This is a genomic window from Pedobacter sp. L105, assembly GCF_009765875.1.
In the GTDB taxonomy this organism is placed as follows: domain Bacteria; phylum Bacteroidota; class Bacteroidia; order Sphingobacteriales; family Sphingobacteriaceae; genus Pedobacter.
On the sequence record NZ_LMUP01000004.1, the window covers coordinates 1282784 to 1308908 of the forward strand.

General features: G+C 40.7%; 17 protein-coding genes. 10 read left to right on the forward strand and 7 right to left on the reverse strand.

What is annotated here, in order from left to right; translation table 11 throughout:
- Nucleotides 1–44: 44 nt before the first annotated feature.
- From GSQ84_RS10725 to GSQ84_RS10745, 5 genes are all read left to right on the forward strand, one after another.
- On the forward strand, nt 45–752 hold the full coding sequence (locus tag GSQ84_RS10725; protein ID WP_158797206.1) for an NUDIX domain-containing protein: 708 nt from the start codon (nt 45–47) through the stop codon (nt 750–752).
- 182 nt (nt 753–934) lie between these two features.
- Nucleotides 935–2617, forward strand: a complete 1683-nt coding sequence (locus tag GSQ84_RS10730) for a ribulokinase (RefSeq protein ID WP_158797207.1) — start codon at nt 935–937, stop codon at nt 2615–2617.
- A gap of 51 nt (nt 2618–2668) precedes the next feature.
- The gene (araD, locus tag GSQ84_RS10735; RefSeq protein ID WP_158797208.1) at nt 2669–3367 is read left to right on the forward strand and encodes an L-ribulose-5-phosphate 4-epimerase AraD; all 699 of its coding nucleotides are present in this window, start codon (nt 2669–2671) and stop codon (nt 3365–3367) included.
- A gap of 10 nt (nt 3368–3377) precedes the next feature.
- A complete protein-coding gene (araA, locus tag GSQ84_RS10740; protein ID WP_158797209.1) occupies nt 3378–4883 on the forward strand; it encodes an L-arabinose isomerase in 1506 nt (501 codons plus the stop codon).
- A gap of 32 nt (nt 4884–4915) precedes the next feature.
- Nucleotides 4916–6601: a sodium/solute symporter gene (locus GSQ84_RS10745; protein ID WP_158797210.1), complete on the forward strand. Its 1686-nt coding sequence runs from the start codon at nt 4916–4918 to the stop codon at nt 6599–6601.
- 59 nt (nt 6602–6660) lie between these two features.
- On the opposite strand, the gene GSQ84_RS10750 is transcribed toward GSQ84_RS10745, so the two are convergent.
- From GSQ84_RS10750 to GSQ84_RS10760, 3 genes are read right to left on the reverse strand one after another with little or no spacing between them, the layout of a single operon-like run.
- Complete coding sequence (locus GSQ84_RS10750) at nt 6661–9405, reverse strand: alpha-L-rhamnosidase (protein ID WP_254070825.1); 2745 nt, start codon at nt 9403–9405, stop codon at nt 6661–6663.
- 41 nt (nt 9406–9446) lie between these two features.
- Complete coding sequence (locus tag GSQ84_RS10755; RefSeq protein WP_158797211.1) at nt 9447–10955, reverse strand: RagB/SusD family nutrient uptake outer membrane protein; 1509 nt, start codon at nt 10953–10955, stop codon at nt 9447–9449.
- A 29-nt stretch (nt 10956–10984) separates the two neighbouring features.
- Nucleotides 10985–14092: a TonB-dependent receptor gene (locus tag GSQ84_RS10760; protein ID WP_158797212.1), complete on the reverse strand. Its 3108-nt coding sequence runs from the start codon at nt 14090–14092 to the stop codon at nt 10985–10987.
- Between the two features lie 596 nt (nt 14093–14688).
- Between GSQ84_RS10760 and GSQ84_RS10765 the strand changes: the two genes are divergently transcribed.
- Entirely contained in the window at nt 14689–15720 is a 1032-nt protein-coding gene (locus GSQ84_RS10765) for a GntR family transcriptional regulator (protein ID WP_158797213.1), read from the forward strand.
- A gap of 66 nt (nt 15721–15786) precedes the next feature.
- Here the strand turns inward: GSQ84_RS10765 and GSQ84_RS10770 are convergent, their stop codons facing one another.
- Nucleotides 15787–16755, reverse strand: a complete 969-nt coding sequence (locus GSQ84_RS10770; RefSeq protein WP_158797214.1) for an endo-beta-N-acetylglucosaminidase H — start codon at nt 16753–16755, stop codon at nt 15787–15789.
- A gap of 245 nt (nt 16756–17000) precedes the next feature.
- On the opposite strand from GSQ84_RS10770, the gene GSQ84_RS10775 reads away from it, so the two are divergent.
- Both GSQ84_RS10775 and GSQ84_RS10780 read left to right on the forward strand, forming a co-directional pair.
- Nucleotides 17001–18971: a glycoside hydrolase family 97 protein gene (locus tag GSQ84_RS10775; RefSeq protein WP_158797215.1), complete on the forward strand. Its 1971-nt coding sequence runs from the start codon at nt 17001–17003 to the stop codon at nt 18969–18971.
- A gap of 1 nt (nt 18972) precedes the next feature.
- Nucleotides 18973–20721, forward strand: coding sequence for an aminopeptidase P family protein (locus GSQ84_RS10780; protein ID WP_158797216.1), 1749 nt, complete (start codon nt 18973–18975; stop codon nt 20719–20721).
- Between the two features lie 165 nt (nt 20722–20886).
- Here GSQ84_RS10780 and GSQ84_RS10785 read toward each other — a convergent pair whose 3' ends face one another.
- Nucleotides 20887–22305 carry an APC family permease gene (locus GSQ84_RS10785; protein ID WP_158797217.1) on the reverse strand — a complete coding sequence of 473 codons (1419 nt, stop codon included), beginning with the start codon at nt 22303–22305 and terminating at the stop codon, nt 20887–20889.
- Nucleotides 22306–22463: 158 nt separating this feature from the next.
- On the opposite strand from GSQ84_RS10785, the gene GSQ84_RS10790 reads away from it, so the two are divergent.
- Together GSQ84_RS10790 and GSQ84_RS10795 are read left to right on the forward strand one after the other, a co-directional pair.
- Nucleotides 22464–23420 carry a hypothetical protein gene (locus tag GSQ84_RS10790; protein WP_158797218.1) on the forward strand — a complete coding sequence of 319 codons (957 nt, stop codon included), beginning with the start codon at nt 22464–22466 and terminating at the stop codon, nt 23418–23420.
- A 12-nt stretch (nt 23421–23432) separates the two neighbouring features.
- Nucleotides 23433–23639, forward strand: a complete 207-nt coding sequence (locus tag GSQ84_RS10795; RefSeq protein WP_158797219.1) for a hypothetical protein — start codon at nt 23433–23435, stop codon at nt 23637–23639.
- 260 nt (nt 23640–23899) lie between these two features.
- Here the strand turns inward: GSQ84_RS10795 and GSQ84_RS10800 are convergent, their stop codons facing one another.
- Nucleotides 23900–24736 (reverse strand): AraC family transcriptional regulator, encoded by an 837-nt coding sequence (locus tag GSQ84_RS10800; RefSeq protein WP_254070826.1) that lies wholly within the window; start codon nt 24734–24736, stop codon nt 23900–23902.
- Between the two features lie 108 nt (nt 24737–24844).
- Nucleotides 24845–26089: an FAD-binding oxidoreductase gene (locus GSQ84_RS10805; protein ID WP_174238643.1), complete on the reverse strand. Its 1245-nt coding sequence runs from the start codon at nt 26087–26089 to the stop codon at nt 24845–24847.
- Nucleotides 26090–26125 lie beyond the last annotated feature (36 nt).

Genomic DNA, 26125 nt, shown 5'->3' on the forward strand with positions numbered 1-26125 from the left:
AAATCTTTTACTTAATATTATCAACGATTCCTAAAATACGTTTAATGATTGAAAACACAATAGAAACAAAAATGTTGGTTGCAGTAGACTGCATTATTTTTGGGTTTGATGGCGAGAATTTAAAGATCCTGCTCATTAAAAGAGGATTTGAACCAGAGAAGGACAAATGGAGTTTAATGGGCGGTTTTACTCAATCCAACGAGAGTTTGGATGAAGCCGCCAATAAAATCCTGCTACAATTAACGGGATTAGATGGGGTTTACCTGGAACAGTTGCACGCTTTTGGAAATCCATCCAGAGATCCGATGGAACGTATTATTTCTGTTGCATATTTTGCACTGATCGATATCCACAAGTATGAAACACAAATTAGTGACAGGTATCATGCAGAATGGTTTCTAATAAATGAAATGCCTAAGCTGATTTTTGATCATGGCGAAATGGTAGAAATTGCCAAACAAAAAATAAGATATAAAGCCGCCTTACATCCGCTCCTTTTTGAACTTTTACCACGAAAGTTTACCATCCCTCAGCTGCAAAGTTTGTATGAAGGGGTGTACAATACGAAGATCGATAACAGAAATTTTATCAGGAAACTAACCTCCACCGGACTGCTCATTAAACTGGAAGAAAAGGATAAGTCAAATTCAAAAAAGGGTGCCTTTTATTTTAAATTGGATAAGAAAAAATATAAAGCAAAATTCCAGGCCTTTCTCAATTTTATCCCTAACCCCGAAAACTTAATTAGTTGAGATTTTAGTCCTTTAAGAGTCTTCTACGCCTAGTAACAGTGGAGCTGTTAGAAGTATATCTACCACTTGAAGAGCACTATAAACTCATGATTTTCAGCGTAACAAAATTTTTAATCACTAAAAATTTCTAATATATTTCATTTATAAAATAAATAAACGTTAATTAGACATTTATCTATTTTATGAAACCAAATATATACGTTATTGGAGTGGATTACGGATCAGACTCAGTTCGATCTGTATTGGTCAACGCGGAAAATGGTGAAGAAATCGCTTCTTCAGTTTTTAATTATCCGCGATGGCAAAAAGGATTATTCTGTGATCCTTCAATCAATCAGTTCAGACAGCATCCTCTGGATTATATGGAGGGACTGGAATATACAATTAAAACCTGTTTACAAAAAGCAGGCGGCCAGGTTGCTGCAGATGCAGTAAAAGCAATTGCTGTGGATACAACAGGCTCTACTCCTGTTGCGGTCAACGAAACAGGTACGCCACTGGCACTACTCCCGGAATTTCAGGATAACCCACATGCTATGTTTGTGCTTTGGAAAGATCATACCGGGATAAAAGAGGCTGCGCAGATTAACGAACATGCATCAAAATACGATATTAATTATCTGGACTATTGCGGCGGCATTTACTCTTCAGAATGGTTCTGGGCCAAACTGCTGAGAACTCTTCGTACCGATGAAAAGGTCAGAGCTGCCTGTTATTCCTGGGTAGAACACTGTGACTGGATCCCTTTTTTGCTTACAGGAGGCACTGATGCCAAAGAAATGAAACGCAGCCGCTGTGCTGCCGGCCATAAAGCTTTATGGGCAGAAGAATTTGATGGCTTACCACCAAATGATTTCTTTACCGCCCTTGATCCTTTACTGGATGGATACACCTCACGCTTATTTAAGGAAACTTATACTTCTGATGTTCCCGCTGGCTTTTTAAGCCAGGAATGGGCAGATAAACTGGGGCTCAGCACTTCGGTTGTGGTTGGCGTTGGTGCTTTTGATGCCCATATGGGTGCCGTAGGCGGACAAATTGAGCCTTACCACCTGAGTAAGGTAATGGGTACTTCCACTTGTGATATACTAGTAACCCCAATGGCCGATATGGACGGCAAGCTAATCAAAGGGATTTGCGGACAGGTAAATGGCTCTGTCATTCCCGGTATGATGGGCCTGGAAGCAGGGCAATCTGCTTTCGGAGATACTTATGCCTGGTTAAAAAACATACTGGCCTGGCCGCTAAAAAACCTGCTGCTGCAATCTGCTGTGATCGACGAAGCAACAGCAAATGCCCTGCAGGAGGAAATGCTGGACAAGATCATTCCTGAACTGAGTAAGCAAGCGGCCTTGCTGCCTAAAAATAATGATGATGAACTGGGGATCGACTGGTTTAACGGAAGACGAACCCCCGATGCCAATCAGGAACTTAAAGGAGCCCTAAGCAATCTCGATCTGGGTACAGATGCACCGCGCTTGTTCAGGGCACTGGCCGAAGCAACCTGTTTTGGTGCTAAAAATATAGTAGACCGCTTCATTTCTGAAGGGATTCCTGTAGAGGGGATTATCGGTATCGGTGGAGTGGCAAAAAAATCACCTTACATCATGCAAATGATGGCCGATGTATTGAATATGCCTATCCGTATTCACCAGTTTGAGCACACCTGCGCTTTAGGCGCGGCGATGTTTGCTGCCGTAGTTGGAGGAGTTTATCCTACTGTTGAAGCAGCGATGATAGGAATGGGTCGCGGCTTCGATGCAGAATATCACCCTGTAGCGGAAAACGTAACATATTACGCCGCACGCTTTCCACATTACAAGGCTTTAGGAAATTACATCGAGCAACACCCAAATCATAGCTAATAAGTAACCGAGCCTGCGAGCTCATGAATGCCACTAAAACAATAAAAGCTAATGAATAACTATCATGATATTAGAGAAAAGGCATACATAGCCAATATGCAACTGCCTAAACTGGGACTGGTGCTTTTCACCTTTGGAAATGCCAGTGCTGCCGATAGGGAGAATAAAGTATTTGCCATTAAACCAAGCGGTGTTCCTTACGAAGAACTGTCGCCGGAGAACATGGTGATCGTAGATTTTGATGGCAACACTGTGGAAGGTAATTTAAGGCCTTCCTCAGACACCAAAACACATGCGGTATTGTACAAACACTGGGAAAACATCGGCGGTATAGTACATACCCATTCCACTTATGGAACAGCATGGGCGCAATCGTTAAAGTCAATTCCGGTTTATGGAACAACCCATGCAGATCATACCACGGCAGCTATCCCCTGTGCCCCTCCTATGAGAGACGAAAAGATTAAAGGCAACTATGAGTATGAAACTGGTTTCCAGATCATGGAGCACCTTACCGAACTGGGCTTAAGTTATACGGAAGTAGAGATGATCCTGGTGGGTAACCATGCGCCTTTCACCTGGGGGAAAACTGCAGACAAAGCAGTATACAACAGCGCAGTAGTAGAAGAACTGGCAAAAATGGCCTTCCTTACAGAACAGATCAGAAATGATGTGCGCCCGATGAAAGATGCTTTGATAAAAAAACATTACGATAGAAAACACGGAGTAGATTCCTATTACGGTCAATAAACGAAAAACTATGACAACCAACCTTAAACAACTAGAAGCCTGGTTCATTACCGGAAGCCAGCATTTATACGGAGAAGAAACCTTAAGACAAGTAGCCGAACACTCCCAGCAAATTGCCCGTGCTTTAAACGACTCACCGCAAATCCCGGTAAAGATTGTTTTTAAACCGACCGTAAAAACTTCCGAAGAAATCTATCAGATCTGCCAGGAAGCCAATACTGCAGAAAACTGTATTGGTATCATCGCCTGGATGCATACTTTTTCCCCGGCAAAAATGTGGATTGGCGGATTAAAAATCCTGCAAAAACCATTGCTTCACCTCCATACTCAATTCAACCGCGATATTCCATGGAGCACCATGGATATGGATTTCATGAACCTGAACCAAAGTGCACATGGAGACCGTGAGTTTGGTTTCATTGTTTCCCGCATGCGCATCAACCGTAAGGTAGTAGCAGGACATTGGGAAGATCCTGAAGTGCGTGAAAGTGTGAATACCTGGCTAAGGGCTGCTGCCGGCTGGTTTGACCTGCAAGGCGCTAAATTTGCACGTTTTGGCGATAACATGCGTAATGTTGCCGTAACCGAAGGGGACAAAGTTGAAGCGGAAATAAAATTCGGCTACTCAGTAAATACCTATGGCATTGGCGATCTGGTAGCAGTGATCAACCAAAGCCTGGATACTGATATTGATAAACTGGTAAAAGAATATGCCGACAGCTACCAGCTGGCCGAAACGCTAAAAAAAGGCGGCGCACAACATGCTTCTCTGAGAGAAGCCGCCAAAATAGAATTGGGATTGCGCAGCTTCCTGGAGCAGGGTAATTTCAAAGGTTTTTCAGATACTTTTGAAGATCTGCATGGTATGAGCCAGCTTCCTGGTATTGCAGTGCAACGCCTGATGAGTGAGGGGTATGGTTTTGCAGGAGAGGGCGACTGGAAAACAGCTGTCCTGGTAAGGACCATGAAAGTTATGGGAAGCGGTCTTGATGGTGCCAATGCATTCATGGAAGATTATACTTATCATTTTGAACCTAAAAACTCATTTGTATTGGGCTCACACATGCTTGAAGTTGATGTGGCTTTAGCTAAAGGACCTGTTAAATGTGAAATACATCCTTTAGGGATTGGCGGCAAAGCCGATCCTGTGAGATTGATCTTTGATGCTGCAAATGGCCCCGCGCTGAATGCTTCTATTATTGATATGGGAAACAGGTTCCGTATGCTGGTTAACATTGTAGATGGGGTAGATGAAAAACATGAACTGCCTAAATTGCCTGTTGCCCGTGTATTATGGAAACCACAACCAGATATGAAAACCGGATGCGCAGCATGGATCTATGCGGGCGGTGCACATCATACCTGCTACAGTCAGAATTTAACGGCCGAACACCTGACAGATTTTGCAGATATCGCAGGAATTGAGTATGTTGGCATTGATAATCAAACTACCATAAATCAGTTACGTAATGAATTAAAGTGGAATGAGGTCTACTACCAGTTAAACAAACATTAGTCACATAAAATACCCTAACCAAATATAAAATTATGACCAATAGTTTAGCAACTACAGATTATGTAGTTTTTATCATTTATTTTTTAGCAGTTTCCCTGTATGGATACTCCATCTATCACAAACGGCAAAAGAATGAACAAGATGCCAAAGCATTCTTCCTGGCAGAGGGTACACTGACCTGGTGGGCTATAGGAGCATCCCTCATTGCATCCAACATTTCCGCAGAACAGTTCATCGGAATGAGTGGTGAGGGATTCTTCCTTGGGGTTGCCGTAGCCGCTTACGAGTGGATAGCGGCCATCGCGCTGATAATCGTAGCCGTATGGTTTATACCAGTATATCTTAAAAACAAGATTTATACAATGCCTCAGTTCTTAAAAACAAGGTATAATGAATCTGTCGCACTGATCATGGCTATCTTTTGGTTGTTCCTGTATGTTTTTGTAAACCTTACCTCCATCTTGTACCTGGGTGCTGTAGCAATTAACGGGCTAACCGGCGGGCAATACCTGCATGTGATCATGATTGGACTGGCTGTTTTCGCCCTGTTTATTGCCATGGGAGGAATGAAAGTGGTAGCCTATACCGATGTGATACAGGTAGCTGTACTCATCTTCGGGGGACTGGTAACCAGTTATATCGCCCTGACCGTTGTTGGGCAGAAGTTTGGTGTTGGCAGCAATGCCATAGCGGGTTTTAAAGTTTTAATGGATCAGGCTCCTGAACATTTTAAGATGATCATTCCCCGGCCAACGGCTACTTCCACTCAAAATGAAATCAGTAAATATCTAACGTTCCCGGGTCTGATGTCTTACCTTGCAGGGATCTGGATCATCAACCTAAACTACTGGGGCTGTAACCAATACATCACACAAAGGGCATTGGGTGCAGATCTTCAAACTGCAAGAACAGGTATCCTGTTTGCAGGACTATTAAAATTATTAATGCCTGTAATCGTGATGCTGCCTGGTATTGCAGCTTATGTATTGTATGCCAAAGGATATCTTCCACAGCTGATTGGCGGTAAAGATGGTGCATACTCTGCCATATTGACCTTTTTACCAACCGGATTAAAAGGGCTATCTGTAGCAGCATTGACCGCAGCTATTGTAGCTTCGCTGGCTGGCAAGGTAAATAGTATCTCTACTATTTTCACATTGGATGTTTATTCAAAATATTTCCAAAAAGATACCGATCAAAAAAGCCTGGTTTTTGTAGGCAAAGCAACAGTTGTCATCGGACTGGTCCTTGCGGTTCTTTTTACCTGGAACGACTTATTGGGTATTGGCGGTGTAGGTGGTTTCACCTATATCCAGAAATACACAGGTTTTATTAGTCCCGGCGTATTCGCCATGTTCTTCCTGGGAATGTTCTGGAAAAGGACTACTGGTGCGGCAGCTATCGCAGGTGTAATTGCAGGTTTCCTGTTCTCGGTTTTCTTTAACGAATTTGCCCCTGCTGTAATGGGGCATGAAACGATCCTGTATACTGCTTATCCTAACGGCGCAGGAGGATATGAAATTCCATTCCACATTTGCATGGGTCTATCTTTCGGGTTTACCATGCTGATCATGGTGATCATGAGTTTTGCAGGACCAAAAATTAATCCTAAAGCGTTTGAACTGGATAAAAGCATGTTTAAGGTTACACCGCAAACTATGGCTTTAATCATTTTAACCCTTTTAATTATTACTGCTTTATACGTGAAATTCTGGTAAATAAATGTGTGTTTTAAAAAAGCCTCCTCTGATTTAAGGTCAGCAGGAGGCTTTTATATTTAACGGTTATATTTGAAATGGTAAGAACCAGAACCAAGGTTAACTTTTAAGCTGGTGCCATCAGCAGCAGATGCAGAAATACCTTTAGCTGTACTTAATGCAACTCCCGACTCTGTAACTGATGCAGACGCTGCACCGGGAAGTTTAATCGTTGCTGTGGTATTGTTTGGTATTACTACATCCAGCATAAACACATTATTTTCGATGGTCCATTTGGCACTTGTAGTTCCATACAGGGTTTCCAAACTTGCAGCAGCATAGCTCAAATTTCCACCAGGTTCCGGAGTGATCGTTATTTTCTTATAACCGGGACCAGAATCTTCAGTATCCAGTCCCACCATATTGCGGTACATCCAATCGCCAATTGCACCATAGGCATAATGGTTAAAAGAGTTCATACCTGTTGTCTGAAAAGATCCATCAGGCTTTTGTCCGTCCCATCTTTCCCATATCGTTGTAGCGCCCGCCTTTACAGGATATAACCAGGATGGATACGTTTCCTGTAAAAGCAAAGTATAGGATACGTCCGAATGACCAAAACGGCTCAATACATGGCAAAGGTATGGCGTACCCAAAAACCCTGTGGTAAGATGATTACCATAATCTTTAACATTAGCCACCAATCTGTCGGCTGCCTGCTGACGAAGCCCTTCGGGCAGCATATCAAAATTAAGGGCGAGCACATAAGCAGTTTGTGATCCTGAAACCAGTCTTCCATTGGGGGTAACATACTCTTTTACAAATGCTTTTTTAATATCAGCTAACAGGCTAGTGTATTTTTTCACATCTTCCTCATTGCCCAATACCTCTGCAGCATTAATTAACAATTGTGTAGAATGTGCGTAAAATGTCTGTGCAATAAGGTATTTATCCGTAATTGCCGCCCGCCCGTCACTGTCATCATCGGGATGATAAAATAACCAATCGCCAAAATGAAAGCCGGTATTCCATAAATTATCGGTACTCTTTTGAGTCATGAAGTCAACCCAAAGCTTCATACTTTTATACTGATTGCTCAGCAGCTGCTTATCGCCATAAGCCAGATACATATCCCAGGGGATAATAGTGGCTACATCTGCCCAGCCGGTTGAACCTGAAGATCCATCGCCTAAAACATTTGGAATCACAAAAGGCACACTTCCATTCGGCAATTGGTCAGCCTGCACATCTTTTAGCCATTTGGTAAAAAAACCTGCTACATCCATATTAAATGATGCAGTACGGGAAAACACCTGTGCATCCCCTGTCCATCCTAAACGCTCATCGCGCTGCGGACAATCTGTAGGAACGTCTACAAAATTCCCCTTCTGTCCCCATTGAATATTGTGCTGAAGCTGATTGAGCATGGGATTAGATGTAGTAAATGTACCCGTAGGTTTCATATCTGAATAGATGGCAACGGCTGTAAAGTCATCAGGATTTGGCTTGCCCGGAAAACCTTCCAGTTTAATATACCTAAAGCCCTGATAGGTAAAGTGAGGTTCGTAAGATTCTTCTTCGGCTCCTTTTAATGTGTAGGTAACGAGCTGCTTGGCAGTCCGAAGGTTTGCCGTATAAAAATTACCTTCCTTATCGAGTACCTCCCCATGTTCAATTTTGACAATGGTACCCTTGGTTCCTTTTATCTTAAACTGCACCCAGCCCACCAGGTTCTGTCCAAAGTCTATCACGGTTTCTCCCTTTGGAGTGGTGATGATCTGTTTAGGTTTAAATTCTTCGTGTTTACGCGCCAGGGGACTGATACTAGCTTCAATAAGCTCCTTGCCCGCAGGTACCACTGCCACGTCTTTCCATGTACTGCTGTTATAGCCATTTTCTGCCCAGCCCGTAAGTTCTAAACGCGCATCATAGTTCTCACCATTATAAAGATCTGAAGTGATAATTGGCCCCAGCTGATATTTCCATGATTCATCAGTTTGTACAATCTGTTTGGTACCATCTGTGAATTGAATTTCCAGCTGCAATAATCCGCCTAACTGTTTACCATAATAACTATGTTGTCCGCCAAAACCAAGATATCCCTTGTACCAGCCATCTCCTAAAGTAAGGCCAAGGGTATTGCCCCCATTTTTTAACAGTTGAGTTACATCATAAGTTTGATAAAGCAAGTGTTTGTTATAGCTGGTCCAGCCTGGGGTAAAAAAATCAGCCCCTATCTTTTTACCATTTAAATATGCCTCATACATTCCATGAGCGGTAATGTAGGCTGTAGCCGATTTAATCGACTTTTCAGCAACAAATGATTTTCTGAAATATGGACTCGGACCAAGCAAAGTATCACCAACAAAAGTAGTAATCCATTTTGCCGACCAGTCTGCAGGGCTCAGCATACCCATTTGCCAGAATTCCGGCGCAGTCCATTTAGAAGTATTTCCATGATTATCGCTTACCCTCACCTGCCAGAAATAACGGGTTTTGGATTTTAACTCCGGACCAGCATATTTCACTTGTATGGATTCGTCCTTTTTGACATTTCCACTTTCCCAAATCAGGTTTTTACCCGACTGGACATCACTTAGCGTTGCTGCCACGCGAATTTCATAAGATTGCTGCATGGTGCCCCTTTGGGCACTTTCCAGTTTCCAGCTAAATCTGGGATGTGCATTATCCAAACCTATAGGATGATGCATGTATTCTACTTTCAGATCTTGTAACTGCAGTTTCTGCGCAAAGACGGGGACGATAAACACAGTTGAAAAGATTACTCCTGTCAATAGCATTCGGAATAAATATCTATTTATCATAATCAGTTTATATTAGATTGGTTATTCATAAAAGTACATAACTATTGAGGATTTTGCGTTAAATTATCAAGAGTAACGTCATGTTGTGGTAATGGAAGCAATAATTTATTCGCTGTGACAATATATGAACCCGCGGGAATATTTGAAAATTGCTTAATCTGCCTCTGTCCATGAGCATTCATGATATCAACAGCGTTACCAGAACGAACCAGATCATACCAGCGCTGATTTTCAAACGCGAGTTCCACACGGCGCTCCTGCATAACGGCATCCCGGAAGGCAGCCTGATCATTAACCGCCAATGCGGTATTGGCATTTCCGCTGGTTTTTTCCGGTAAATGCGCACGTGTTCTTATACTATTTAACAAAGTAAAAGCCTGTCCGTTGGCTGCAAACCCCTGTTCGTTTAAACATTCAGCCATCATCAATACCACATCGGCATAACGAATCAATGGGAAATCGTCATTTGTACGGCCCCTGTCTACAAATCCATGGTTATATTTTTTAACATAAGGCACACTTACGAACACACCATTTGCACCGGTATAACCTGTAGCGAGTGATATATCTTTACGGACATCTCCCGTTTCATAAGCATCAATCATATCCTGTGTAGGGATGTTCCATCCGTTACCGCTCCCCAATTGGGTCCCTGCATCTCCCGTAACAATACTGCCAGAGGTATAAGGTGCAAACTGATACAAAAAGTTACTGGCCAGTTCCGGTTTTGTTCCCAGGTATTGTATTTCAAAGATTGACTCTGCATTATTTTTATTAGAGGGATCAAAAACGCTGGCATAATCTGGTAACAGTGCATAACCTGTTACATTTTGAAGAGCTGTCAGCGCTTCAGTATATTTTTTTTGTGTAAGATATACCTTTCCTAAAAGGGCAAATGCTGTTCCTTTTGTTGCACGGCCTATATCCACACCAGTGTATTTTGCAGGAAGGCTTCCTGAGGCAGCCGTCAGATCAGCAATGATCTGCGTATAAACATCATTTTCTGATGCCCTGCCTTTAGACATAGCATCACCCGGAGACTGAACAGACGTTAGCCGCAAAGGAACACCGCCAAACTGCCTCACCAGATTAAAATAGTGAAAAGCACGTAGAAACTTAACCTCACCTATATACTGATTTTTCGACTGATCAGTCATCGTTACTTTATCCACATGATCCAGCACATCATTACAGCGGGATATAGCCGTATAACTTTCCTGCCAGTATTGCTGAATTTTAGGAGAAGTAGCGGTTGCCAAAAACTCATCTACAAATTCCCGCTGTTCCTGACCTCTATCTGTGGGATTATACTGATAAGTTGTATTATCCGAGCGCATTTCACCAAAAAGCCAGTAACTGGTTAAGCCCATACCTATTAAAGAGCTATAAGCACCATTTACCGCTTGTTTGATATCCGTTTCAGTTTTGAAAAAATTCTGTCCTACGATAGTTGCTTCCGGTGCCTGGTTAAGAAAATCCTTTTTACAGCTAACGGCTGTCAGCATAATCGTAAAAATAGGGAGGAGTATATATTTTGTAATATGTTTCATGGTATTTCTAATTAATGCTTTCTAAATGATTAAAAAGTTAGATTTAAACCCAGGATCAGCGTTCTTGCCAAAGGGTAATTGGTGAAATCTTCGCCCGGTGTCAATGCACTTCCAGTAGCAGTATTCGCTTCCGGATTACCGTTATATTTGGTAAAAGTGATCAGGTTTTGCCCGCTGACATAAAAACGTGCCCCTTTGATTACCTTTGATCTGGCAAGGAAACCGGAAGCAAAATTGTATCCTAGCGTTACATTCTGTAAACGGAGGAAGCTTGCATCTTCAACCCATGAAGAGTTCACATCGCGATAAATTACCCTGGAGCCATTGGTAGTGGGAGTCATTCCATCCCCCGGATCTGATGGTGATCTCCACCTGTTCAGCACTTTCTGATCAACATTAAATACCCCATCAATATTGAGCAAATACTGGTTTGCCGTTTTCAGCTCTTGTCCGCCCTGTGAACCTACAAATATCACATTCAGATCAAATCTCTTATAGGAAAAGGAGTTGGTAAAGCCATAAGTGAAGTTTGGCTGGGCATGTCCGATCACTGCAAAATCCTTATCCGGCTCTATGATCCCGTTACCGTCTACATCTTTATACTTTATTGAGCCAACTACAGAAGTTACATGTTTAGGCGAATTGTTCAGGTCTGCCTGATCTTTATAAACACCTTCTACTACATACCCGTAGAACTCTCCGATCGGATGTCCAACCTGGGTAATATGTGTGTAAGACCCTTCGCCACTCAAACCGCTGTATATAGGATCATTGTTTGCATTCAGGGCCAGCACTTTGTTTTTATTAAAAGCGATATTAAAGTTGGTATTCCATTTAAATCCTCCTTCCAGATTGTGTGTAGACAAGCCGATCTCTAACCCTCTGTTTCTAATCGTACCAGAATTAATAATTGCGTTTGAATATCCTGAAGACTGAGGAATTTCACTATTAAAGAGCATCCCTTTAGTTAAGCGGTTGTAGTAATCTACGTTCAAATAAATACGGTCTTTGAATAACCCCAGGTCAACACCGGCATCAAGTTCATTTGAGTTCTCCCAGGTAAGATCAGGATTATTCAGTGTAGTAGATACGCGGCCGTTGGCAAGGTTACCATTAAAGGCATAATTTGCTGTTCCAATGTTTGATGTATAGGTATAGTTACCTATATTAAAATTCCCGGCTTTCCCATAACTGGCACGCAGTTTTAAATCACTCAGCCACTTGATCTGTTTGACATAATCTTCCTGTGATAATCGCCAGCCTAAGGCAGCAGAAGGAAATGTACCATATTGTTTATTACTTCCAAAACGGGATGAGCCGTCTGTTCTCACCGTAGCGGTAACCAGGTACTTGTCTTTAAAAGAATAATTTAGTCTTGCCAGGTACGAAATTAGCGACCACTTTTGAATATCTTCTCCGTAAGAACTGATGATAGATGCCGCATTAATTGTTTTAACCAGATCATCAGGATAATTATCAGCAAAGAGGCTAATAGAATTTGAACGTTCCTTTTGTGCGGTATAACCTATTACCGCACTGATACGATGGTCTGTTGCAATCGTTTTATCATAACTTAACAGCATTTCTGAAAGCCAGTTAAAGGTAGTATTCTTATAGGTATTTGAGTTTGGCACTACCGGTGCAGGGTTACTTTCTCCTCCTACGGTAGAAGGATTAAAGTTGAATGAGTTTTCACTACTATAATCAACATTATAACTATACTTTGCTTTCAGTCCCCTGATGATTTCATATTCTGCGAAAGCACCTCCAAGACCACGGAAAATTTTATCATTTGTCCCTGCAAACTGCAATGAATTGAGTGGGTTTGGAGCGCCGATAGATCCCGGAGAGGAAATATAAGAAGTCCTGTTTCCTGAGGCATCAGTTACCGGAACAATCGGACTTAACCAAAGTGTACGGGTAATTACATCCCTGCCGCCGGAATCAAAATCATTCCGGTTTTGGACACTATTAGTCGGCGCAAGGTTGATCCCAACTTTTAGTTTTTTACTGATGTTGGTCTCAATATTAGCCCTGATTGCATAACGTTCAAAGTCTGTATATTTTATCGTTCCCTCCTGATTGATGCGCCCTACAGAAAAATTATAATGTGTATTATCAGTTCCGCCGCTCACTCCTACATCCAGGTTATTTTGTACGGCCGTGCGCAGTACTGTATTGTACCAGTCCGTTCCTGCACCATACTGTGAAGGGTTTCTAAATTCCACAGGGATATCTGCTTCGGTTAAAGTAGCTCCCCTAAAAGCAAAATCATCTGTGATAATGTCTTTTCTAAACTGGGCATACTGCTCACCATTCAGCATTTTAGGCCGGCCTTTCTCAGGAACGCTCTGGGTACCTGCATATGAATTAACCGTCACCACAGGCTCACCGCTTTTACCCTTTTTTGTTGTGATTACCACTACGCCATTCGATCCTCTTGATCCATAGATTGCTGTCGACGACGCATCTTTTAATATCGTTACAGATTCAATATCATCCGGATTGATCACATTTAAAGGATTATAAGTATGTCCGCTGGAATTGGAAATAGGGTAACCATCTACTACAAAAAGAGGATTATCACCTGCTCCAATTGATCCCGAACCCCTGATCTTGATGGTAGAGCCACCTCCTGGTGATCCTGTTGTGGTGCTGATCTGCACACCAGCAACCTGGCCAACTAATTTCTGATCAACTGATACTACGGGCAGATCTTTGATTTGTTCTACGGATACAGTTGAGACAGCTCCGGTCAGGTCCTTTTTTTTCTGAACGCCATAACCTACTACCACAATTTCAGATAATGCCCCGCTATTGGCATTCAGTTTAACATTTAGCAGAGCATCACTATTAACCAAAACTTCTTTAGGATCATAACCTATAAAAGTAAAGACAAGCGTACTGCCTTTAGCAATTGACAGGGCGAAGTTCCCCTCAGTATTGGTAGAAGTGCCCTGTTTAGTCTCCTTCACATACACCGATACACCAGGTAAAGGCGTACCATCATCCGTACTAGTAACCTTACCTTTAATTTTTAAATCTTGTGCATAAGAAATAGTACTGAAAAGCACTATCCACAAAAACATCAGCCAATGTTTACCCCGAAAAAGGAAGAGTAGAATTTTTTTGTTCATAACAGTATATTTAGTTTATAAATAATTTTAAGAGCTGAAATCACAGCTCCCTTCTATATTTGGTTAAACTAAATTATGTTGTCAGGTAAGAAATTGCACCCTGTGGCATCCTGACAACCATCCTGCACTGTCATGAAAACACCAACCTAAACATCTTATTATCAATTAATTATTTACAAATAAATAATTAGCCTTATAGTTATTGATTATGTATACCTTACATCATAGAACTTTAATGGCAGTTTCTGTTTAGGATGGAAAGCCATTTTATCATCACCAAATATATATTGTATGAAATCTTATTTTAGGAAAATCCCATTTCCAGGTTCACTGTTACCAAACATTTCAACCTTCCCCGGACAAAAAAGTAACACAGCAATAAAACTGTTTCATTTTCAATGTGAGAATTCACTAAAACCTTTTAACTATCTGGGTGCTTTGCCGCTAGCTGAATCTGGCAACTACTCTATTTTGAGTTCATAAAGAAGTTTTTTATTAAAATTTAGAATGATGAAACCATCATAAGCTTACCGCTTAAAAACCGCAATGAACAAGCTTATGATAGCTTCATAACCATTAAAAAGAAATATATTCTGATGAAAACAACAATATTTTCTGATTATATCCGCATAGATGAATATTCTGCAACGCCAAAATATTTACAGCTCTCCACTGCAATTATCAGAGCTGTTGAGCAGGGCAAACTGAGAATGGACAGCTTATTACCGTCTATCAATGAGCTGAGCTGCAAACTAGAAATGTCAAGGGATACTGCAGAAAGAGGCTACAAATACCTAAAGAAAATAGGCATTGTCAACTCTGTGCCTGGCAAGGGGTATTACATCATGAATACCAATTTCAAACAGAAATTAAAAATATTTTTACTTTTCAACAAGTTAAGCGCCCACAAAAAGATTGTTTATGATGCTTTCATCAAGGCCCTGGGCGACGATGTATCAGTAGATTTTTATATCTACAATAATGATTTCACCTTATTCAAACGCTTTCTGGCAAATCAAAAAGATGAATATTCACATTATGTGATCATTCCTCATTTTATTGATAGTGAAGAGTATGCAAAGGAAATCATCAACCATATTCCTAAACATAAACTTATTCTGATGGACAAGATCATATCAGGAATTGAAGGCGAATATGCCGCGGCTTACGAGAATTTCGAACAGAATATATATGATGCACTGGAACAGGCACTCACGCATTTAAGTAAATACCATACTATAAAAATCATTTTCCCAAAAAACAGTTACTTCCCAAAGGAAATTTTGAAAGGCTTTCGCAGGTTTTGTCAGCAGTATGCCTTCAATCACCATATTATCAATAATATTTCCATTGACCCCATTAATGAAGGAGAAGTTTTTATCAATTTAATGGAAGATGACCTGGTGGTATTGCTGGAAAGAATTATGAACCTTGGCTTTCAGATAGGAAAGGATATTGGTGTGATTTCTTACAATGAGACGCCCATAAAAAAGATTTTGCTCAATGGCATCTCTACGATCTCTACAGATTTCAAATTTATGGGTACATCTGCCGCCCACCTCATACTGGATAATTCCAGAAGACATATAGAGGTTCCTTTCTACTTCACAAAAAGAGCCTCTGTATAATGTATTAACGATAAAAGGTGCCCGGAATAACCGGGCACCTCTAGGTTTCAATACAGTTAAGCCTCTTTAATTGCTACTATATACAGTACTATATCCATATAATGCATTTGAAACACCTGATAAATAAGTATGCGAATCTGCGTCTGGTAAATTATAATATAAGTATATACCATAACCGTCGGCTACTGTTCTTGTGGCAAAAGAAGTGGCTGTTGCTACGCTTGTACTCGTAATATCAATTGCTGCAGGGCCCAGGTTACTTTTAGCTAAACCTGGAACCGGAGGAGCACTGTAAGTACCATAATAAGGATTCCAGGCATAATTTACCTTCGAACCTACAGTTACTCCATTATATGATAGTTTAGTTGATGCAGGGCCGATATAGTAAAATGAAATAATTTTCGTTGGCATTAACTGTCTCAGTGCAGTTACCAGATAAACAAAAGAACTATCATTAGGCTGAGGAGTACTATTTGTTCCATAATCTGCATATTCATCATCGAAATCAATTCCATCTAATCCGTAAGTAGTTACGGCATTACTTAAAAGCTGGGCATAAGCCGTAGCATCTGCCTTACTTGTAAAATTAGCGATTCCTGCCCCCTGATGGTTACCCAAAATAGAAAGCAAAACTTTTATCCCTTTGGCCTGAACAGGTGCAATGTAAGTTGCTTTATTATTCAACACATTCGTTACTTGCGTATTAAAGAATAAGGTTGCTTTTTTCGTTGTTGTATTGTAGTTGATATTGGCAGCGAAAATTATACCTACATCAAATAGCTGACTGCCATTGGTTAATTTATACTTACCTACATCTCTAAAGTCATAATTATTCACTTCGATGTAACATACTCCTTTAGGGCCAGCGGTTCCAATAGCGCTTGGTTTAGCAGTCCTGTTGGACAAAGAAAGTGCAGAAGCAGATTTTACGTTATCCGGTCCGCTTTCTTTGGTGCATGACGCACTGAATAAAAGAATAATGCTTGCTGCACTTAGGGCAGTCTTCTTCAATGATAGATTAAAGTTTGTTTTCATACTGTTTATTTCGGTTGGTTATTAATATTTATATAAGTTAATATATTTTCTTTTTGACATTAACACATTTCATATTATTATTCTGTATTGTAACTTATTTTTTACGTTACGAGAACTGGCAACTAAACCGTTTTAAATATATCTATTGCCTTTTAATTGTTAATCCCGTGCTACAATAAGCTAATTTCCGAAAACAGGTATTCTTCAATATCCTGTATGTTTATAGATTATAACCTTCCCGCAGTATGATTAAAACAATAAAAATTCTCCTTTTTACCCTACTGTTACACACAGCCGCCACCGCAAAAGATTATACGCTTTTATCACCTGATAAAAAGATCACTATAAAAATCAACACGGATAAAAAAGTTTCCTGGTCTGTTTTAAGGAATCAGGAATTGCTGATTAAACCCAGCCCTATGAGCCTGTTACTTGGCGACGGGAGGGAACTGGGCGTATCTCCTGTAGTCTTGAAATCAAGTACCGGTACCATCAATCAGGTGATTACAGCAGTAATCCCCGTGCGCAGCAAACTTATTCCTGAAGTTTACAATGAACTCAGACTGGTAATGAAAGGCGGTTATACAATAGAATTCCGCGCTTATAATGACGGTGTAGCTTATAGGTTCGTAACTAACTTTGGCCTTCAGCCAGTAGAAATCAACAATGAAGTGGTAAGTTTCAATTTTAATGAAAACTGCCAGGTCTATCTCCCTAAAGAAAACAACCCGGAATTGCAGTCGCATTACGAAGCTGATTTTAAAGAGATGAAACTCGCAGATATTCCTCCTGAACAATATGGTTATCTGCCCTTGTATATTTCCACCCCGGCAGGTACTAAAATGGTAGTCACAGAGGCAGATCTTCATGATTACCCCAATCTCTTTCTTTTTGGTACTGGCGGCAATAGCTTAAAAGGAAACTTTCCAAAGGTAATCCTTGAAACAAAACCAAAAGGAAAATCAGACCGTACAGAAATTATCGTTAAAAAAGCCGCTTATACTGCAAAAACAACTGGCGACAGGACTTATCCCTGGAGAACAGTGATTATCAGTCCTACTGATAAAGGTTTACTGGAAAATGAGCTGGTGTATAAGCTCGCCAAACCAAATATCCTGAAAGATACCCAATGGATTAAACCGGGAAAGGTAGCCTGGGATTGGTGGAACGACAATAATATCTATGGAGTTAATTTCAAAGCAGGACTCAATACGGCTACTTATAAGTATTATGTTGATTTTGCCGCTGCATACGGATTGGAATATATCATCCTGGATGAAGGATGGTCAAGAACGACAACAGATCTGCTGGCCTCAAATCCTCAGCTGGATTTAAAAGAACTCATCCGCTATGCTACAGAAAAAAAAGTAGGTATTATCCTGTGGGCCTTATGGAAGCCCCTGGATCAGCATATGGACGAAATCCTGGATCAATATGTGAAATGGGGTGTAAAGGGAGTCAAGGTAGATTATATGGCCAGGGCCGACCAATATATGGTTAACTTTTATGAAAGAACAGCAGCAGCTACTGCAAAAAGGAAATTGCTGCTGGATATGCACGGCGCCTATAAACCTGTAGGGCTAAACCGCGAGTATCCTAACCTGCTCAACTACGAAGGTGTAAGGGGAATGGAAAACGACAAATGGGAAGAAACCATTACTCCTGAACATGATGTCACTTTGCCTTTCACCCGGATGGTGGCGGGGCCGATGGATTTTACACCAGGGGCAATGATCAACAGTAACAAAGATGAATTTCATATCAGCATGACTTCTCCTATGAGCAGGGGAACAAGGGCACATCAGGCATCCATGTATGTGATCTATGACAGTCCGCTGCAAATGTTATGTGATAATCCTTCAAATTATCAAAAGGAACCTATTTATACCCATTATATTTCACGTTTCCCTACCACATGGGATCAAACAGTAGCGCTGGAAGGCAAGATCGGAGAATATGCAGTTGTAGCCAGGAAAAACGGGAATAACTGGTATATTGGTGGAATGACCAACTGGGAGGCCAGGAATTTTTCCATTCCTTTAACCTTTCTGGATGCTAAAAAATACAAGATCGAAATACTAAAAGACGGAATCAATGTGAGTAAACATGCAGCCGATTATCAACTGATCACTAAGGAGATCACTGCTCAGGAAACACTTTCTGTTGATCTGGCTGCAGGCGGCGGATATACCGCTATTTTAACACCTATAAACTAATATGACCTATTTAGAAAAGCTTAAGGCTATACGTGAGCAAATGAAACAATCTGGAGTGGATGCCTATTTAATCCATTCTGCAGATCCGCACATGAGTGAATATCTGCCGGCACATTACAAATGCATAGAATTTGCCAGTGGTTTTACCGGCAGCGCGGGAACATTGGTCATTACACAAGACTTTGCCGGATTATGGACAGACTCCCGCTATTTTAGTCAGGCCGAAAACCAGCTGAAAGATTCAGGGTATGAGCTGGTAAAATTAAAAATACCACATACCCCAGAATACATACAGTGGTTAAACCCCGAATTTACCATTGCCTGCAATTTCAGTCTGCTGTCGGTTACCCTTGCTGAATTGTTTAAAACCCATCACCTGAATGTTACTGATGCAGATTTTCTAAGTCCGATTTGGGAGAACAGACCAGCGCTTCCACTAAATCCGGCATTTCTACTGGATGAGAAATATAGCGGAAAATCTACTGTCACTAAATTGGAGGAGCTTCGTCACTCCCTGAAAGCCCTTGGTGCAACCACACATATCATTTCATCACTGGATGATCTGGCCTGGTTATTCAATATCCGCGGAACAGATGTAAAATGTAATCCGGTAGTGTTGAGTTTCGCCCTGATCCAGGGAGATACAACATTTTTATTCATCAATAAGGATAAACTTAGCACTGAAGCAGCTGAAGAACTGAAAGCAGCAGGCGTTACCCTTTTGCCTTATGAAGACATAGACAGTAATATTGATTTAATACCTGCCGGCTCAACCTTGTTCCTTGATCCGAAAAGAAATTGTACACGCTTATACAATAGTGTGCCTGAGGGCGTAAAAATCATCCTCGGCATCAATCCGACTACCCACCTAAAATCAATCAAGAACAGTACTGAGACAGCCAATTTCAGAAAAGCAATGATCAATGATGGAGTAGCAATGACCCGTTTTGTGAAATGGCTCAAAGAAACTATCGGTACGGAAAAGATCACTGAACTATCTGCCTCTAAAAGACTGGCTGAATTCCGGGCAGCACAAGATGAATTTGCTGGTTTGAGTTTTGACTCCATTGCCGGTTATGGCGCACATGCTGCCCTGCCCCATTATACTCCTTCTCCGGAAACTGATTCTGAACTGCAACAAGTTGGAATGTTCCTGATCGATTCTGGTGGTCAATATTATACGGGTACAACAGATATCACCAGAATGGTAATCCTGGGTGAACTAACAGCAGAAGAAAAAACTGATTACACTTTAGTTTTGAAAGGATTAATTGAAGGATCTTCAGCCCGTTTCCCTGCAGGCACCTGCGGTTATCAGCTAGATAGTATCATCCGTAAGTCATTGTGGGATCACGGCCGCAATTACGGTCACGGTACGGGCCACGGCGTCGGATACTTCCTTAACGTCCATGAAGGGCCGCAATCCATCAGTCCGGATAATCTGCCCGTCCCATTTAAACCAGGAATGGTAAATTCCATTGAACCTGGTATTTACCGTCCCGGAAAACATGGTGTAAGAATAGAAAATCTTGTGCTGGCTATCGAAGATGAAAAAACAGAGTTTGCAGAGTTTTTAACGTTTGAAACGATCACATTAGCTTTAATTGATACCGCAGCAATAGACACATCATTACTGGAACAAAAACACATTGACTGGCTGAATGAATATCATAGTTATGTAGTACAACAACTCAAACCTCAGTTAACTATAGAAGAAACGCGATGGCTGATTAGCCAGTGTGCGATTTAAATATCTTCCTATCCTAAATTATGAAAAGGGTTAATTCTTGCCAACGGTTAGAAATTCCTTTGGATATATCTTTAAAAAAAATTAAGGTAGCTATTTCGGGGCCTTCGGCTTGAGTATCAAGCCGGCAGTCCCGAAATAGCTACCTTAATTTTTAGAAGCACAAGACTAATCTTTTACAACAGCAGCTTTTTGTGGTTTAATTAGATAATAAATTGGTATCCCTATCAGGGTAATGATCAATCCCGGCCAGGTAAACTTAGGCTTGTACACAATCAATAATAAACAAAAAGCCAGTCCCATTAAAATATAGATGACAGGCAATACCGGATATCCAATAGCCCTATAAGGACGATCTGCATCAGGACGTTTTTTACGCAGGATAAAAATCCCAATGATGGTCAGCATATAAAATCCAACTACCACAAAAGAGATCATATCCAGCAGATCGCCATACCTCCCGCTAAAACACCAGGCACAGGCAAAAAGACATTGTACCCAAAGTGCAAATCCTGGTACGGCATTCTCATTGAGCGAACCTGCTTTCTTGAAAAACAAACCGTCTTTTGCCATAGAGTAATACACGCGTGCACCAGCCATGATCAGCCCATTATTACAGCCAAACGTAGAGATCATGATCAGTACCGCAATAATAATCGTTCCGCCGTTACCAAAAATGATGTGGGAAGCTGCTACTGCTACGCGGTCTTTCTCTGCCCCTGCAATTTGCGGCAGCGTAAGCACGCCTGTATACATTATATTGGTGATCACATAAATCAGTGTTACAATCAAAGTTCCCAGGAATAAACTTAAACCAATATTCTTTTGCGGATTTTTCACTTCTCCCGCTATAAAAGTCACATTATTCCATGAATCACTACTAAAGATAGAGCCTACCATTGCAGCCGCTACTGCACCTAATGCCGGTGCAATCAGATACCCCTCTGTTTTTCCCGAAGGAAACAATTTATGAATATCCCAGGCATTGGTCCAGTTTGCTTTCCATATTTCTGCTTTTAAAGCCCAGAAGCCAAATACGATCAATCCGCCTAAACTTAAAATCTTCACAATGGTAAAAGTTGTCTGTATCAGCTTACCGCTCTTTACCCCGCGGGTATTCAAATAAGTGAGAAAGATAATCACGCAGACGGACAATAACTGGGCAGGTGAAATGGTAATAAACCCAAGGTTTACAAACACCAGATCTTCACTGATCTGTGGAAAAATATAAGCGGTAAACTTTGCGAAAGCTACGCCTACTGCTGCTATTGTGGCTGTTTGTATCACTGCAAAAAAGCTCCAGCCATATAAAAAACTAACCAGTGGATTATAGGCTTCCTTTAGATAAACATACTGGCCGCCTGCTTTAGGAAACATAGAACTCAGTTCCCCGTAACTCAATGCCGCAGCCAGTGTCATAAATCCTGTAATGATCCATACAAAGATCAGCCAGCCGGAACTGCCTACATTTCTTACAATATCTGCACTAACGATAAAAATACCCGACCCGATCATACTGCCTGCAACAAGCATAGTTGCATCCATTAGACCTAAAGAAGGCTTAAATGATGTTTTTGATTCATCCATTATTGGTTTTTTGTTTAGTTATTCCAAAACTAATCGAATAAAGAGTAAAAACCGACCTATAATTAATCAATTCTTGACTAAAATTAGCTTTCACCTTTTTTAAAAGAATAATTAAGATGGATTACCACCTTTTATGCTTTTCGTATTAAGTTTAGCTGATGCGAAAACAAAAAGATACCCTTTGGAAGGCGGCACTGGAACTGCTTTTTGAGGATTTCCTGCTTTTTATCAATCAAAATCTGGCCCAATCTACCGATTTGGCTAAAGGTTACGAGTTTATAAATAAAGAACTGATACAGGAATTTCCGCCTGATAACGGCAGATACGAAAACAAAATAGTAGATAAACTGATCAAGTTATTTACAAAGGACGGAAAACAGATCCTGCTTCATCTGGAAGTACAGGAAAAATACAGTGAAGACTTTGGCCAGCGCATGTATGCCTATTTTAACAGGTTATATGACAAATACAAAATGTCAATTACTGCCTATGCTATTTTCACAGAACCCAACGAGATCAAACGGAAACGAATATTCAAAATTGACTACATGGGTACCCGGCTCACGTACCAGTATAATATCTTTAAAATTGCCGTTCAGGACGATCATGAACTGATCAACCATCCAAGTCCCTTTGCGTTAATCGTATTAATTGCAAAAGCTGCGCTTATAAAAAAAGGCAGTAAAAACAATCTGGAAGCTGACGAACAGTTGCTCGCTTATAAACTTAAAATGGTGAAACTGGTATTGGGCAGAAAATTACCAGCCCATAAACAAAGGGCGATCATGAATTTTCTTTTTTATTATATAGATTTTGAATTTTCAGAAACAAGAGTTAAATTTGACTCTGAAGTTAATTTGTTGACAAATAAGAATATCAGGGAAATGATAACATTTGAAGAAGTATTAATAGAAGATGCCCAAATGGAGGGATATTTTAAAGGGAGAAAAGAAGCAACTAGAGAGGTTAAAAGAGAGGCAAAAGAAAATGAAGTTTACAGACGTATTGTAAAAGAAGGCCTATCAGATCAGCAAATCGTTGATTTTGCTGAAGTTTCTTTAAATTTTGTAAAAAAAATGCGTGCAAACATAAGCGCTAAAAAATCTGCCAATTAATTGTTTAAAAACATGATAACATTTGAAGAAGTATTAATAGAAGATGCCCAAATGGAGGGATATCTGAAGGGGGAAAAAGAAGCAAAAGAAAATGTGGTGCGCCGGCTCATTATAAAACATGGCTTTTCAAATGAACAAATTGCTGATTATGCAGATGTATCTTTAAGTTTTGTAAAAAAGGTGCGCATGAGTATTAAATATGGAAAGGCTATTAATTAATTAAGAACATGATAACATTTGAAGAAGTATTGATAGAAGATGCCCAAATGGAGGGATATTTTAAAGGGGAAAAAGAAGGGAGTAAGAAAGCTAAAAGAGGGGCGAAAGAAAATGAAATTTTAAATTAATTAAAAATCTCAATCTCTCAGACCAGCAAATTGTTGATTTTGCCGAAGTCCCTCTAAGACTTGTCAAGAAAATACGTGCAAATATAAAATCAGGAAATATATCACAGAGCAGTAATTGATTAAGGGAAAATCTTAATACTGCTCCTTGTAACTTCTTGGAGACTTACCCGTAATCGATTTAAAAACCCGGTTAAAGTTGGTGATACTGTTAAAACCGCAGCTGTATGCAATAGCGGCAATACCATTATGCGATCCGCTCATCAGTAACTTACATGCTTCATTGATCCTTACCTTATTTAAAAAACTCACCAGTGTATAACGGGTATGTTTTTTAAAATACCGGCAAAAAGCATGCGGGGTCATATACGCCTGCTCGGCCACTTCTTCCAGCGTAATCGGCTTATTGTAATTCTGTATGATATAATTATAGATTGATGCTACGCGCATTCCCTCATTATCATTAATAGAACGCGGAAAAGAATTTACGGTAAGCGGCTCCAGTCCATTTACATTACTTAACGTTTTTAGCAACTGAAGGAACTGCATCAGCTGATCTATACCGTCAGAATTCAGCAATCCCTGTAATCTTCCTGATATATCCTCAAAAAACTCCTGTGGAACCTTAAAACCGCAATCATAATCTTCAAGAAATGCCTGAACGGCTTTCATCTCAGGCAAATCAAACAAAGCTGACAGCTTATCATTCGGGTTAAAAAAAACAGTAATGGTACGGATCTGTTTGGTGCTGTCAGGTTCAAAATACTCAGGATCACTTTTAAAAACATGAGGCATATTAGCGCCAAAAAGATAAATCTCGCCAGCCTTAAATAAATGCATGTTCATCCCTGCCACCAGTGTACCTTCACCCTCCTGGATCCAGGTGAGCTGGATCTCCTTATGACGATGGAGATAAGTATAGAAGTGAGGCATTTCCTCAGTCTGAACGATGATTGTTCTATCGTGAGACACTGGTATGGTAAATGGCAAAACCTTCATGTACGAAGATACATAAAGTATAATAAGCGCCAAATAAATTAACATTTGACGCCTAAAGGGTGTGTGTAAGAAAATCTTTTATTATAAAAACCGATTTGGCGAAAAGGGCTTGATATCCATGGACAATGTCTGACCATTGATCAGTTCGCTAACCAGTTTTCCGGTACCGGGACCAAGGCTTACGCCCATCATACCATGACCGGTTGCCACGGTTAAGTTTTTTAGTGATTTACTGTTTCCTAAATAAGGGAGGCCATCCGGAGAACATGGCCTGAAACCAAACCAGATATCTTTTGTTGCAGGTACTTCAGGCTGCAGGTCAGGGAAATATCTTGGAATGGACTCTACAATACCTTTCACCCTGTTCATATTGATACGGCCATTGATGGCATCAATCTCCATTGTACCGCCAAAGCGGATACGGTTACCCATTGGTGTAACTGACACCTTCGCTTCGCAAAGTAAAGCTGCGATATGCATATTTTTCTTTGTATCGTCAATCAGGAAAGAATAACCTTTCCCAGGCATGAGAGGAATTTTAAAACCAGCACGCTTAGCAATCTCAGGCGACCATGAACCACCTGCCAGTACATAATGATCGGCAGTATATTCTTTCTCCCCAGCAATCAGCTTAGTGATCTGCCCTTTATCCTGAATGATCTTTGTTACTTCAGTATTCTTAATGATTTTAACACCGGCTTTCTGCAAATATTCTTTTAAAAGAAGCAACAGCTGATTTGGGTTCAGGTGTGCATCACAGCGGTAGTGAACACCACCTAATACATCAACCTTAAGATCGGGCTGTAATTTTTGTACATCTGCAGCAGTTAATGAAGGGGCATCCAAACCAAGGCTTCTCGCCTGTTCTGCAATGTGTAACTCTTCATCTCCAACCTTATCTGTTTTGTATAGCATTAAAATTCCGTTATTGGTCAACCCGAAATCACCAATCTTTGCGGTTATCCCCGCATAAAGGTCTTTGCTTAACAAAGAAATATCGCGCAGCGGTACGGCAGCTTTATCCGCCTGTTCTTTGTTAGCGCTTTTCATGAACTTTAATCCCCAGCCTACCAGGTTAAGGTTTAGCGAAGGCCTTACATAAAAAGGGCTTTTACTATCAAACATCCACTTTATCCCTTTCTCCAGCATACCAGGAGCAGCAAGAGGTACAAAATGACTTGGCACAATCATGCCTGCATTACCATAAGAGGCACTATCAGACAGATCCCCTTTTTCAAGTACCGTAACTTCCCAGCCAGATTGCTGTAAATAATAAGCAGAGCTCAAACCTATAATTCCAGCGCCTATTACAATTGCTTTTCCCATCTATTCTTTAATCTCAATTTTAAACCTAATCCTGTT

Coding starts and splice junctions, on each gene's coding strand:
- GSQ84_RS10725 (WP_158797206.1), top strand. CDS start 45: ATGATTGAAAACACAATAGAAACAAAAATGTTGGTTGCAGTAGACTGC.
- GSQ84_RS10730 (WP_158797207.1), top strand. CDS start 935: ATGAAACCAAATATATACGTTATTGGAGTGGATTACGGATCAGACTCA.
- araD (WP_158797208.1), top strand. CDS start 2,669: ATGAATAACTATCATGATATTAGAGAAAAGGCATACATAGCCAATATG.
- araA (WP_158797209.1), top strand. CDS start 3,378: ATGACAACCAACCTTAAACAACTAGAAGCCTGGTTCATTACCGGAAGC.
- GSQ84_RS10745 (WP_158797210.1), top strand. CDS start 4,916: ATGACCAATAGTTTAGCAACTACAGATTATGTAGTTTTTATCATTTAT.
- GSQ84_RS10750 (WP_254070825.1), bottom strand. CDS start 9,405: ATGATAAATAGATATTTATTCCGAATGCTATTGACAGGAGTAATCTTT.
- GSQ84_RS10755 (WP_158797211.1), bottom strand. CDS start 10,955: ATGAAACATATTACAAAATATATACTCCTCCCTATTTTTACGATTATG.
- GSQ84_RS10760 (WP_158797212.1), bottom strand. CDS start 14,092: ATGAACAAAAAAATTCTACTCTTCCTTTTTCGGGGTAAACATTGGCTG.
- GSQ84_RS10765 (WP_158797213.1), top strand. CDS start 14,689: ATGAAAACAACAATATTTTCTGATTATATCCGCATAGATGAATATTCT.
- GSQ84_RS10770 (WP_158797214.1), bottom strand. CDS start 16,755: ATGAAAACAAACTTTAATCTATCATTGAAGAAGACTGCCCTAAGTGCA.
- GSQ84_RS10775 (WP_158797215.1), top strand. CDS start 17,001: ATGATTAAAACAATAAAAATTCTCCTTTTTACCCTACTGTTACACACA.
- GSQ84_RS10780 (WP_158797216.1), top strand. CDS start 18,973: ATGACCTATTTAGAAAAGCTTAAGGCTATACGTGAGCAAATGAAACAA.
- GSQ84_RS10785 (WP_158797217.1), bottom strand. CDS start 22,305: ATGGATGAATCAAAAACATCATTTAAGCCTTCTTTAGGTCTAATGGAT.
- GSQ84_RS10790 (WP_158797218.1), top strand. CDS start 22,464: ATGCGAAAACAAAAAGATACCCTTTGGAAGGCGGCACTGGAACTGCTT.
- GSQ84_RS10795 (WP_158797219.1), top strand. CDS start 23,433: ATGATAACATTTGAAGAAGTATTAATAGAAGATGCCCAAATGGAGGGA.
- GSQ84_RS10805 (WP_174238643.1), bottom strand. CDS start 26,089: ATGGGAAAAGCAATTGTAATAGGCGCTGGAATTATAGGTTTGAGCTCT.